Raw genomic sequence first — 11,762 nt, forward strand, 5'->3', positions numbered from 1 at the left:
GGGTCAAGACCTCCTGGCTGGCCCCCGCGGCGCGCGCCGCGGGCTGCCGCGCCGCGGGCGACCTGGCACACGCGAGCGCGTCGGGGCACACGGGGGGCGGTGAGCCAGGACGCAGCACGATCAGCTGACCTGATCGTGCTCACGCGGCGACGGCGGCCTCGGCGCGGGTGCGGGCGAGCATCCGCAGGCCGACGACGACCGCCGGGACGGCGCCGACGAGGGCCAGGGCGCCGTGGACCGTCGGCGAGAACGGGATCACGGCGGAGGCCACGAGGCAGCCGACGGCCGGGAGCAGCAGCCACCAGCCGGTCACCCCGGCGCGGGCGAGACCCACGTAGCCGACGATCGGGCCGAGGAGCCCGAACAGGGTCAGGAGGCCGACGACCGCGACCCCCGGGTTGGCCCCGACGGCGTCGTAGAGGCCCAGGGCGGTGGCCGGGTCGAGCTCGCGGCCGATGGCGCCGGTCCAGTGGTCGTAGAGCACGAAGCCGGCCACGGTGACCAGGCCGATCGCGGACAGCAGCGCCCCGACGACGGTCGGGATGCGCCCGCGGCGGCCCCGCACCAGCGTCGGGACGGCCAGCCAGGCCAGGGCCAGCGCCATGTTGCCGTAGTGCAGCAGCACCGCCGACAGCGTCGTCCGGCCCTCGTCGCGACCCAGGGCCGCGATGTAGTCGGCCGCGGCCTGGGAGTCCTGCGGCGGGGAGGTCACCATGCCGGCGACGTAGAGCAGCGAGCCGCCGACCAGGGCGGCGCCGGCGATCGGCAGCATCAGCGAGCCGGCGCTGCGGGCCGGGCGCGCCTCGGGGGTGGCGGCGGGACGGGTGGGGAGCGGGGAGGTGGTCATCGGTCCTCGTCGGTCGGGGCACCGCTCGCTGCGGTGCGTCGGCGAGGACTCTCCGGCCGCGGGGCCCTCCGCCACGTCCGTCCCGGCGGACCGACCGTCCTCCGCCGCGAGGAGGAGGGCGGGCGCGTGTCCATCGGCCGCGCGGGGGATCCCGGGCACCCCCGCGGGCCCCTACCGTGCTCGCCGTGCCCCGCTGGTCGTCGTCCCCCTCCGCCCGCCGGCTCGTCTGGCCGGTGCTCGGCGCCGTGCTCGCGGTGCTGTCGGTCGTCGAGACGCTGACCGAGGAGGTGTTCCGCTACCCGCTGGTCACCGCGCTGCCCGGCGTCGCCGTCGGGGCCGTCGTGGCGCTCGGCGCCCGGCGGCCGGAGGCGGCCGCGGTGGCCGGCGGGCTCAGCGTGCTCGGCAACTACGCGCTGGGGACGCCCGGTCCCGGCGGCGCCCAGCTGATCGCGATGGCGGTGCTCGTCGGGCACGCCGCCGCGGTGCTGCCGGTGCGGCGGGGGCTGCGCGCGGCCGTCGTCGCGACGCTGGTCGTGGTGGGCAGCGGCATCGCCTTCGGCCCCTCCACCTGGGAGAGCGTCTTCTACCTGGTCGTCACCGGCACCGCCTGGGCGGTCGGGGTCCTCGTGCGGCAGTCGCACCAGCGCTCGCTGGCGCTGCAGGCGCTCGCCGCGCGGCTGGCCGAGCAGCAGGAGGCGGTGGCCGGCGCCGCGGTGGTGGCCGAGCGGGCGCGCATCGCCCGCGAGGTGCACGACTCGGTGGCGCACGCGGTGAGCGTGATGGTGCTGCAGATGGGCGGCCTGCGCCGGCTGCTGCCCGACCACCCGGAGGCCCAGGACGTGCTGCTGGGGCTGGAGCGGCTGGGGCGCGAGTCGGTCGACGAGATGCGCCGGGTGGTCGGCATCCTCCGCGAGTCCGGCGGCGGCGACCCGGCGCCGCGGCCGTCGCTGTCCCGGCTCGACGCCGTCCTCGCCGAGCTGCGCGCCGGCGGGATGCCGGTGCGGCTCGTCGTCACCGGGGAGCCGGCCGAGCTGCCGCAGCTGGTCGACGTCGCGGCCGTCCGCGTGGTGCAGGAGGCGCTGTCCAACGTCGTCCGGCACGCCGGTGCCGCGGCCACGTGCGTGGAGGTCGCCTGGAGGCCGGGCCGGGTGACGGTGACCGTCACCGACGACGGCCGGCCGCGGGTCCCCGTGCCGCCGCCGGTCCCCGGCACCGGCGGGCACGGGCAGCTGCACATGCGCGAGCGGGTGGCCGTGGCCGGCGGCGACCTCTCCGTGGGGCCGGTCCGCGGCGGCGGCTACCGGGTCCGCGCCGGCTTCCCGGTGCCCGCGCCGGCGAGCGCGCCCGCGGCGGTGGGCGCGTGACGATCCGGGTGGTGCTGGTCGACGACCAGTCGATGATCCGCACCGGCCTGCGGATGGTGCTGGCCGCCGAGCCCGACATCGAGGTGGTCGGGGAGGCCGGCGACGGCGCCGGCGGCGTGCGGGTGGTCACCGAGCTCGCGCCCGACGTGGTGCTGCTCGACGTCCGGATGCCCGGCACGGACGGGCTCGAGGCGGCCCGCCGGATCGTCGGGGCCGGCCTGCCCACGCGCGTCGTCGTCCTCACCACGTTCGACGAGGACGAGTACGTGGCCGCCGCGCTGCGCGCCGGGGTCAGCGGGTTCCTGCTCAAGGTGGCCCCGCCCGAGGACCTGGTGGCCGCGGTGCGCACCGTGGCCGCCGGGCAGGGGCTGCTCGACCCGGCCGTGACACTGCGGGTGATCCGGTCCTTCGCCGCAGCGCCCGCGCCCGACCCCGGCCGCGCCGCGGAGCTCGCGGCGCTGACCGAGCGGGAGACCGACGTCCTGGCGCTGGTCGCCGCCGGGCTGTCCAACGCCGAGATCGCCGCGCGGCTGTACCTCGGCGAGGCGACGGTGAAGACGCACGTCAGCCGGGTGCTGCTCAAGCTGGGGCTGCGCGACCGGGTCCAGGCGGTTGCATTCGCCTACGAGTCGGGCCTGGTGACGCCGGGTAGGTGACCCGGTTCTCCGCGCCCCCGGTTTCCCGGCGCGGGAGCGGCGGTACCCCCACGAGGGGGCGACGCCGCCGCACCGCCGTCGTCGCGTGCTCCCCTCCGCCGCCGACCCGGGAGCCCCGTGACCGCACTGCTGCTCGCGCACCTGGTGGCCGCCCTGGCGGCGCCGGTGCTGGTGCGGTGGTGGGGACGGGACGCCTTCCTCGCCCTCGCGCTGGTGCCCGCGGCCGGGTTCGCCTGGACGCTCGCGCAGCTGTCGGCGGTCGCGTCCGGCGACGACGTCCGCGAGACCGTGCCCTGGGTGCCCGCGCTCGACCTGTCGGTGGCGCTGCGGCTGGACCCGCTGGCCCTCGTGTTCGCCGGGCTGGTCACCGGCGTCGGCGCGCTGGTGCTCCTCTACTGCAGCCGTTACGTCGAGCCGGACGCCGAGGGCACCGGCCGGCTGGCCGGCTGCCTGACCGCCTTCGCCGGCTCGATGCTGGCGCTGGTCCTCGCCGACGACGTCTACCTGCTCTACGTCGCCTGGGAGCTGACGACGGTCTTCTCCTTCCTGCTCATCGGCGGGTCGGGGACGTCGCTGGCGGCCCGGCGGGCGGCCGCTCAGGCGCTGGTCCTCACCACCGCCGGGGGCCTGGCGATGCTGGCCGGGCTGGTCGTGCTGGCGCACGCCGCGGGCACGTCGCGGCTGTCGGCGATCGTCGCCGACCCGGGCAGCGGGCCTGCCGTCGTCACCGGGGTGCTGCTCGTGCTGGCCGGCGCGGTGACCAAGTCCGCGCTGGTGCCGTTCCACTTCTGGCTGCCGGCGGCCATGGAGGCGCCGACGCCGGTGAGCGCCTACCTGCACGCGGCGGCCATGGTGAAGGCCGGCGTCTACCTGGTCGCGCGGCTGGCGCCCGGCGCCGCGGACCTGCCCGGCTGGCGGCCGCTGGTGCTCGGGCTGGGCGTGGCCACGATGCTGGTCGGCGGCTACCGGGCGCTGCGCCAGACCGACCTCAAGCTGCTGCTCGCCTTCGGCACGGTCAGCCAGCTCGGGTTCCTCACCACGCTGGTCGGCGCCGGCAGCGCCGAGCTCGCCCGCGCCGGGCTGGCCATGGTGCTCGCCCACGGGCTGTTCAAGTCCACGCTGTTCCTCACCGTCGGCGTCGTCGACCACGCCACCGGCACCCGCGACCTGCGCGAGCTGTCCGGCCTCGGCCGCCGGATGCCGGGAGTCGCCGCGGTCGCCGGCCTGGCCGCGGCGTCGATGGCCGGGCTGCCGCCGCTGCTCGGCTTCGTGGGCAAGGAGGCGGCGTTCACCGCGCTCCTCGACGGCGGTCTGCCCGACCGCACCGCCGCGCTGCTGGTCCTCGCCGGGCTGGTGCTCGGGTCGGTGCTCACCGCCGGCTACACGCTCCGCTTCGTGTGGGGAGCGTTCGCGACCCACGCCGGCCGGCCGGCCACGGAGGTCGCGCACCCGCCCGGGCCGCTGTTCCTCGCCGCCCCGGTCGTCCTCGCCCTCCTCGGCCTCGCGGGCGGCGTGCTCGCGAAGGGCCTCGAGCCGGTCGTCGGCCGCTACGCCGACGGGCTGCCCGGCTACGCGCCGGAGACCGAGGAGCTCGCGCTGTGGCACGGGCTCCAGCCGGCCCTGGCGCTGTCGGCGCTCACCCTGCTCGGCGGGGCGGCGCTGTTCGCCGGGCGGGCGGCGGTGGCCCGGGTGCAGCGGCGGCTCACGGTCCGGGCGTCGGCCGACGAGGGCTACTGGAACGTGCTGCAGGGCGTCGACCGGCTCGCCGTCCTGGTCACCGGGACGACGCAGCGCGGGTCGCTGCCCGCCTACCTCGGCACCATCCTCACCGCGGTCGTCCTGCTGCCCGGCGCGCTGCTCACCACCGTCGCCGAGCGCCCGGCGCAGTGGCGGGCCTGGGACAGCCCGGTCCAGGTGCTGGTCGGCGTCGTCGTGCTGCTGGCCGCCGCGATGGCGGTGCGGGTGCGGCAGCGGCTGTCGGCGGCGCTGGTCGTCGGCGTCACCGGCTACGGGCTGGCGGTGTTCTTCGTGATCGCCGGGGCGCCGGACCTCGCGCTCACCCAGTTCCTCGTCGAGACGGTGACGATCGTGGCGTTCGTCCTGGTGCTGCGGAAGCTGCCCAAGGACGTGTCCGAGCGGCACCGCCGCCGAGAGCGCGCCGGGCGCGGCCTGCTCGCCGTCGGCGTCGGCCTGCTCATGGGGGCGGTGTCCGCCGTGGCGCTGGCCGCCCGCGCCGCCGCCCCGGTGTCCGACGAGTACGCCCGGCTCGCCGAGGAGGCGCAGGGGCACAACGTCGTCAACGTGACCCTGGTCGACATCCGAGCCTGGGACACCTTCGGGGAGATCTCGGTGCTCATCGTCGCCGCCACCGGCGTGGCCAGCCTGGTCTTCCTGCGGCGGCGCACCGGGGCGATCGAGCGGGCCGAGCGGGAGGACCAGGTCGCCGGGCGGTCCCGGCGGGCGCCGGTCGGGGAGTGGCTGGCCGCCGGCGGCACGCTCGACCCGCGGCGCCGGTCGGTGGTGCTCGAGGTCGTCGTGCGGATGCTGTTCCACACCGTCCTGGTCTTCTCGCTGTACCTGCTGTTCGCCGGGCACAACCAGCCCGGCGGTGGGTTCGCCGGCGGCCTGGTCGCCGGGCTCGCGCTGGTGCTGCGCTACCTGGCCGGCGGCCGCTACGAGCTCGGCGAGGCCGCCCCGCTCGACCCCGGCCGGCTGCTCGGCGCGGGCCTGCTGCTGGCCGGCGGCACCGGCGTCGCCGCGCTCGTGCTGGGCGGGCAGGAGCTCGAGTCCACCTACTGGGAGTGGACGCTGCCCGTCCTCGGCGACGTCAAGCTGGTCTCGCCGCTGTTCTTCGACGTCGGCGTCTACCTGGTGGTCGTCGGCCTGGTGCTCGACGTGCTGCGCAGCCTCGGCGCCGAGCTCGACCGCCAGGAGGACGAGGACGACCCGGTCGAGACCATGCCGGGGGAGGTGGTGGCCCGGTGACGCCGACCGTCGTCCTGCCCGTGGTCATCGGCGGCCTGTACGCCGCCGGCGTCTTCCTGCTGCTCGACCGCAGCCTCACCCGGGTGCTGCTCGGCTTCCTGCTGCTGGGCAACGCCACCAACCTGCTGCTCATCTCCGCCGCCGGCCCGGCCGGGAGCGCGCCGCTGCTTGGCCGCGGTGACGACGCCACCGCCGACCCGCTGCCGCAGGCGTTCGTGCTCACCTCGATCGTCATCACCTTCGGCGTCTCGGCGTTCCTCCTGGCGGTGATCCACCGCTCGTGGCGGCTGGCCCGCCAGGAGGCGGTGGAGGCCGACGAGGAGGACCGCCGGCTGGCCACCCGGGAGGGCCGGCGCTCCGGCCGCGAGGACCCCGACGAGATCGACCCGGACCGGCTGGCCGCCGAGGACCGGCGCCCGTTCCACGCCGAGCCGCCCCGGCGCCGCGGTCAGCCGCCGCCGGGCACCCCCGCGGACGACGTCGACCTGCCCCCGGCGCGACGGCGGCCGCGGTGATCCGCGTCCTCGCCCCGCTGCCGGTGGTCCTGCCGCTGCTGGGTGCTGCCGTCTCGCTGCTGCTCAACCGCCACACGCGGACCCAGCGGGTACTCAGCGTCGCGGTGCTCGCCGCGGTCCTGGGCGTGTCGGTGACCCTGCTGGTCCTCGCCGACCGGTCGGGCGCGGTCGCGGTGGCGGTCGGCGACTGGCCGGTGCCGCAGGCGATCTCGCTGGTGGTCGACCGGCTGTCGGCGCTGATGCTGGTGGTGGCGCACACCGTGGGCCTGGGGGTGCTGCTGTTCGCCGTCGGCCAGGGCGCCGCCGACGGCAGCGAGCAGGCGCCGGTGTCGATCTTCCACCCGACGTTCCTCGTGCTCATGGCCGGCGTCGGGTTCGCGTTCCTCTCCGGCGACCTGTTCAACCTCTACGTCGGCTTCGAGGTGCTGCTGACCGCCAGCTACGTGCTCATCACCCTCGGCGGGTCCGCGCCGCGGGTGCGCGGCGGGATCACCTACGTCGTGGTCAGCCTGGTCGGGTCGCTGCTGTTCCTCGCCGCGATCGGCCTGGTGTACGCGGCCACCGGCACCGTGGACATGGCCGACCTGTCGGTGCGGCTGGCCGAGGTCCCCGAGGGCACCCGCACGCTGCTGCACGCGCTGCTGCTCATCGCCTTCGGCATCAAGGCCGCCGTCTTCCCGCTGTCGGCCTGGCTGCCCGACAGCTACCCGACGGCGCCGGCGCCGGTGACCGCGGTGTTCGCCGGGCTGCTCACCAAGGTCGGCGTCTACGCGATCGTCCGCACGCAGACGCTGCTGTTCCCCGACGGCGCGCTGGACACCCTGCTGATGGCGGCGGCGCTGGCGACGCTCGTGGTCGGCATCCTCGGCGCGGTCGCGCAGACCGACCTGCGGCGGATCCTGTCCTTCACGCTGGTTAGCCACATCGGCTACCTGGTGTTCGGCATCGCGCTGGGCAGCGTCGCGGGGCTGACCGCCGCGGTGTTCTACGTCGTCCACCACATCGTCGTCCAGACCACGCTGTTCCTCGTCGCCGGTCTGGTCGAGCGCACCGGCGGGTCGACGTCGATCCGCCGGCTCGGCGGGCTGGCCGCCGCCTCCCCGCTGCTCGCGGTGCTGTACCTGCTGCCCGCGCTGAACCTGGCCGGCATCCCGCCGCTGTCCGGGTTCCTCGGCAAGCTGGGGCTGCTGCAGGCCGGGGTCGCCGACGGCCGCCCGCTGGCGCTGGTGCTGGTCGGCGCCGGGCTGGTGACCAGCCTGCTCACCCTCCTGGCGGTGGCCCGGGTGTGGACCCGCGCGTTCTGGCGGCCGCGCGCGCAGGAGCCCGGCGCCGACACCGCCGCCGCGGCGGCGGCCGACGCGGGGCCGCGGGGCGGGGCCCGCCCGTCGGGGAACGGCGCCGCCCGGCCGTCGGCGGCGTGGCAGCGGCAGGTGGCCGTGGCGACGGCGTCCGAGGGGCCCGAGGAGCCCGACGAGCACCCGGACGAGCCCGCGGAGCGGCTGCCGCGCGTGCTGGTCGGCGCGACGGCGGCGCTGGTGGCGCTGACCGTCGCCCTCACCGCGCTGGCCGGCCCGCTCTACGGCCTGGCCGGCCGCGCCGCCACCGACCTGCTCGACCGCGGCCCCTACCGCACGGCCGTGGAGGGGGAGCGGTGACCGACCGCGCCCGCCACCTGCTGCGCCAGCTGCCCGCGCTGGTCTGGCTGGTGCTGGTCTGGGTGCTGCTGTGGGGCACCTGGTCGTGGGCGAACGTGCTGGGCGGCGTGCTGGTCGCCGTCCTCGTCACCCGCGTGGTGCCGCTCCCGGCGGTGGTGGAGAACATCCGCATCCGGCCGCTCGCGCTGCTGCGGTTCCTCGCCGTGTTCGCCGTCGACCTCGCCGTCTCCAGCGCGCAGGTGGCCTGGCGCGCGCTGCGGCCGGGCCCGCCGCTGCGCAGCGCCGTCATCCGGGTGCAGCTGCGCACCGACTCCGACCTGCTGCTCGCGGTCATCAGCGAGGCGCTCAGCCTGGTCCCCGGGTCGGTGGTGCTCGACCTGGACCGCGAGCACCGGGTGCTCGCCGTCCACCTGCTCGAGGTCCGCGACCGCGACGACCTCGAGCGCCAGCGCGCCGGGGTGCTGGCCGTGGAGGACCGGGTGGTGCGGGCGTTCGGCCGGTCCCGCGAGCGCGCCGCGCTGGACCGGGAGCCCACGGAGGTGGCGCGGTGAGCTGGGTGGCCGTCGTGGCGTTCGGCCTCGTCGGGGCGGGGGCGCTGCTCGCGCTGGTGCGGCTGGCCCGCGGGCCGTCGCTGCTGGACCGGGTCGTGGCCGGCGACGCGATGCTGGTGATCACGGCCGGCGGGCTCGGCGTGCACGTGGCGCTGTCCCGCGACGCGTCCGCGGTGCCGGTGCTCGTCGTCGTGTCGCTGCTGGGCTACATCGGTGCCATCGCGGTGGTCCGCTACGTCGGCGGCATGGTGCTCGACCGGCCCTCCGGCGACGACCCTGCGGGGGAGGAGCGGCCGTGAGCGCGGTCCTCGACGTCGTCGCGACCGTCTGCCTGCTGCTCGGGTCGTTCCTCGCATTCACCGCGGGGCTCGGGCTGCTGCACTTCCCCGACGTGCTGACCCGCCTGCACGCGGCCACGAAGCCGCAGGTCACCGGGCTGCTGCTGGTGCTGGTCGGCGCGGCGATCCGGCTGGCCGGGACGCCCGCGATGTGGGTGCTGCTGCTGGTGGCGATGCTGCAGGTGCTGACCGCGCCGCTGTCGGCGCACATGGTCAGCCGGATCGCCTACCGCCGCCGGCACGTGCGCCGCGACCTGCTGGTGGTCGACGAGGTGGCCGAGCACGCCGGCGGGGGCGCGGACCCGGGGCTCCGCGGCGACTGACGCCGCGGAGCCCCGGGCCCGTCCTCAGCGCAGGGCCCGGTTGACCGCCGAGACGACGGCGCGCAGCGAGGCGCTGACGATGTTCGGGTCGATGCCCACGCCCCACAGCACGCGCTCGCCGACCGCGCACTCGACGTAGGCGGCGGCGCGGGCGTCGCCACCGGCGGACAGCGCGTGCTCGGCGTAGTCCAGGACCCGGACGTCGACGTCGAGGGTCGTCAGCGCGTCGACGAACGCGGCGATCGGGCCGTTGCCGCGGCCCTGCACGGTGACCGGGACGCCGTCGGCGGTCAGCTCGACGACCATCTCGTCGAGCTGGTCGCCGTGGGCAGTGTGCCGGTGGCCGGCGAGGGCGAACCGGCCCCACGGGGCGTCGGGGTCGGGCAGGTACTCGTTGCTGAACGCGGCCCACATCTGCTGGGCGGTGACCTCCCCGCCCTCGTCGTCGGTGTGCCGCTGGACGACCCCGCTGAACTCGATCTGCAGCCGGCGGGGCAGGTCCAGGTGGTTCTCGGTCTTCATGACGTAGGCCACGCCGCCCTTGCCGGACTGGCTGTTGACCCGGATGACCGCCTCGTAGCTGCGGCCGACGTCCTTGGGGTCGATCGGCAGGTACGGCACCGCCCACGGCATCTGCCCGACCGGCTTGCCGGCGGCGGCCGCGTCGGCCTCCAGGGCCTTGAAGCCCTTGTTGATGGCGTCCTGGTGGGAGCCGGAGAAGGCGGTGTAGACCAGGTCGCCGCCGTAGGGGTGCCGCTCGTGCACGCCGAGCTGGTTGCAGTACTCGACGGTGCGGCGGATCTCGTCGATGTCGGAGAAGTCGATCTGCGGGTCGATGCCCTGGCTGAACAGGTTCAGGCCCAGGGTGACCAGGTCGACGTTGCCGGTGCGCTCACCGTTGCCGAACAGGCAGCCCTCGATGCGGTCGGCGCCGGCGCGGTAGCCCAGCTCGGCGGCGGCGACGGCGGTGCCGCGGTCGTTGTGCGGGTGCAGGCTCAGGACGACGGCGTCGCGGCGGCCCAGGTTGCGGTGCATCCACTCGACCTGGTCGGCGTAGACGGTCGGCTCGGCCATCTCGACGGTCGCCGGCAGGTTGAGGATGGTCGGCCGGTCGGGGGTCGGCTCCCAGACGTCGGTGACCGCGTTGCAGATCTCCACGGCGAAGTCCAGCTCGGTCCCGGTGAAGGACTCGGGGCTGTACTGGAACCGGATCTCGGTGTCGCCGGCCTGCTCGGCCAGCTTGCGGACCAGCTGGGCGCCGTGGACGGCGATGTCGACGATGCCGGCGCGGTCGCTGCCGAAGACGACGCGGCGCTGCAGCGTGCTCGTCGAGTTGTACAGGTGGACGATCGCCTGCTTCGCGCCGCGCAGCGACTCGAAGGTGCGCTCGATCAGCTCGTCACGGGCCTGGGTGAGGACCTGGATGGTGACGTCGTCGGGTACCAGGTCGTCCTCGACGAGCTGGCGGACGAAGTCGTAGTCGGTCTGGCTGGCCGCCGGGAAGCCGACCTCGATCTCCTTGTAGCCCATCCGCGCCAGCAGCTCGAACATCCGGCGCTTGCGGTCGGGGCTCATGGGGTCGATCAGGGCCTGGTTGCCGTCGCGCAGGTCGACGGCGCACCAGCGCGGGGCCACCGTGGTGACCTTCTCCGGCCAGGTGCGGTCGGGCAGGTCGACCGGCTGGAACGGGGCGTAGCGGGAGATCGGCATCCCCGAGGGGCGCTGGGGGTTGCGGGCGTGCGGGTGCTGCGGGCTGGTCACGGTGGGATGACTCCTCTGGCGCGGGCTGGACTGTCGCTCCTGGGGGGCGGTCAGCGGGCACCGGGACGTCATCGACCACGGCAGGGTCTCCGCGGCGAGGGAGCCGACCTAGGAGGCCTCGCCGCGGCGGGTAAGCAGGAGGCTGCCGCGCACGGAGCCCACGGTAGCAGCGTGTCAGCCGAGGTCGCAGCCACACGCGCAGTCCGGCGCGTGCGGGGCGGGCGGTGCGGGCCGGCCCGGCGCCGACGGGGGCTCGTCGAGCAGCAGGTCGTCGCAGGCCGGCGGGCACACGCAGCGGAACTCCGGCGCAGGCGGGAGCAGCCCGGCCGCCCGCAGGCGCTCCCGTTCCTCCGCGCGGGCCCTCTCCGCGGCCGCCCGCCGGGCCGCCGCCCGGTCGGCCGGGGCGTCCCCGGGCCGGGGGAGCTGGTGGTCCTCCGGGGTCCCGCGCACCCGGCGACGGTCGTCCCTGCTCCGCCGGTCGCGGGTGAACGTGTAGGTGACCGGCGTGCGGTCGAACCGGTGCGGCCCGTGCCACCAGCCGTCGTCGCCGTGCCGGGTGTCCAGGTGCGCGGGGAAGTGCCGGTCGCCCTCGTCCCGCACGGCCGCGCCGTCCATCGGCGCCACCTCCCGCCCCTCGGCGTCCAGCAGCGCCAGCCGCAGCCCGGCGACGGCCGCCAGCCGGGCCAGTGCGCGGGCGTCGAGCCCGCGCGGTCCCCGCCTCTGCCGCGGCGAGCGCCGTCTTCGACACACCGCTGGTCCGGGCGAGT

General features: G+C 76.3%; 11 protein-coding genes. 8 read left to right on the forward strand and 3 right to left on the reverse strand.

Annotation, left to right across the window (positions count from 1 at the left end; genetic code table 11):
* Nucleotides 1-139: 139 nt before the first annotated feature.
* Entirely contained in the window at nucleotides 140-847 is a 708-nt protein-coding gene (locus ACI8AB_RS18400) for a hypothetical protein (protein WP_456951306.1), read from the reverse strand.
* Between the two features lie 185 nt (nucleotides 848-1,032).
* Between ACI8AB_RS18400 and ACI8AB_RS18405 the strand changes: the two genes are divergently transcribed.
* From ACI8AB_RS18405 to mnhG, 8 genes are all read left to right on the forward strand, one after another.
* Nucleotides 1,033-2,211, forward strand: a complete 1,179-nt coding sequence (locus tag ACI8AB_RS18405) for a sensor histidine kinase (protein ID WP_456951307.1) — start codon at nucleotides 1,033-1,035, stop codon at nucleotides 2,209-2,211.
* Nucleotides 2,208-2,867: a response regulator gene (locus ACI8AB_RS18410; protein WP_387987467.1), complete on the forward strand. Its 660-nt coding sequence runs from the start codon at nucleotides 2,208-2,210 to the stop codon at nucleotides 2,865-2,867. Before ACI8AB_RS18405 ends, ACI8AB_RS18410 begins: the two co-directional genes overlap by 4 nt.
* 117 nt (nucleotides 2,868-2,984) lie before the next feature.
* On the forward strand, nucleotides 2,985-5,852 hold the full coding sequence (locus ACI8AB_RS18415; protein WP_456951308.1) for a Na+/H+ antiporter subunit A: 2,868 nt from the start codon (nucleotides 2,985-2,987) through the stop codon (nucleotides 5,850-5,852).
* Complete coding sequence (locus ACI8AB_RS18420) at nucleotides 5,849-6,367, forward strand: Na(+)/H(+) antiporter subunit C (RefSeq protein ID WP_456951309.1); 519 nt, start codon at nucleotides 5,849-5,851, stop codon at nucleotides 6,365-6,367. The genes ACI8AB_RS18415 and ACI8AB_RS18420 overlap by 4 nt, the downstream gene beginning before the upstream one ends.
* Nucleotides 6,364-8,022, forward strand: a complete 1,659-nt coding sequence (locus ACI8AB_RS18425) for a Na+/H+ antiporter subunit D (protein WP_456951310.1) — start codon at nucleotides 6,364-6,366, stop codon at nucleotides 8,020-8,022. Before ACI8AB_RS18420 ends, ACI8AB_RS18425 begins: the two co-directional genes overlap by 4 nt.
* The gene (locus tag ACI8AB_RS18430; protein ID WP_387987461.1) at nucleotides 8,019-8,573 is read left to right on the forward strand and encodes a Na+/H+ antiporter subunit E; all 555 of its coding nucleotides are present in this window, start codon (nucleotides 8,019-8,021) and stop codon (nucleotides 8,571-8,573) included. Before ACI8AB_RS18425 ends, ACI8AB_RS18430 begins: the two co-directional genes overlap by 4 nt.
* On the forward strand, nucleotides 8,570-8,872 hold the full coding sequence (locus ACI8AB_RS18435; RefSeq protein WP_387987459.1) for a monovalent cation/H+ antiporter complex subunit F: 303 nt from the start codon (nucleotides 8,570-8,572) through the stop codon (nucleotides 8,870-8,872). Before ACI8AB_RS18430 ends, ACI8AB_RS18435 begins: the two co-directional genes overlap by 4 nt.
* The gene (mnhG, locus tag ACI8AB_RS18440; protein WP_456951311.1) at nucleotides 8,869-9,234 is read left to right on the forward strand and encodes a monovalent cation/H(+) antiporter subunit G; all 366 of its coding nucleotides are present in this window, start codon (nucleotides 8,869-8,871) and stop codon (nucleotides 9,232-9,234) included. The genes ACI8AB_RS18435 and mnhG overlap by 4 nt, the downstream gene beginning before the upstream one ends.
* 24 nt (nucleotides 9,235-9,258) lie before the next feature.
* Here the strand turns inward: mnhG and leuA are convergent, their stop codons facing one another.
* Together leuA and ACI8AB_RS18450 are read right to left on the reverse strand one after the other, a co-directional pair.
* Nucleotides 9,259-10,995 (reverse strand): 2-isopropylmalate synthase, encoded by a 1,737-nt coding sequence (leuA, locus tag ACI8AB_RS18445; protein WP_456951312.1) that lies wholly within the window; start codon nucleotides 10,993-10,995, stop codon nucleotides 9,259-9,261.
* Between the two features lie 174 nt (nucleotides 10,996-11,169).
* The gene (locus ACI8AB_RS18450) at nucleotides 11,170-11,745 is read right to left on the reverse strand and encodes a hypothetical protein (protein ID WP_456951313.1); all 576 of its coding nucleotides are present in this window, start codon (nucleotides 11,743-11,745) and stop codon (nucleotides 11,170-11,172) included.
* Nucleotides 11,746-11,762: the final 17 nt, after the last annotated feature.

It is taken from the genome of Geodermatophilus sp. SYSU D00698 (assembly GCF_054050335.1).

Excerpts from the sequence above, each read along its gene's own strand:
- ACI8AB_RS18400 (WP_456951306.1), bottom strand. The coding sequence starts at position 847 with ATGACCACCTCCCCGCTCCCCACCCGTCCCGCCGCCACCCCCGAGGCG.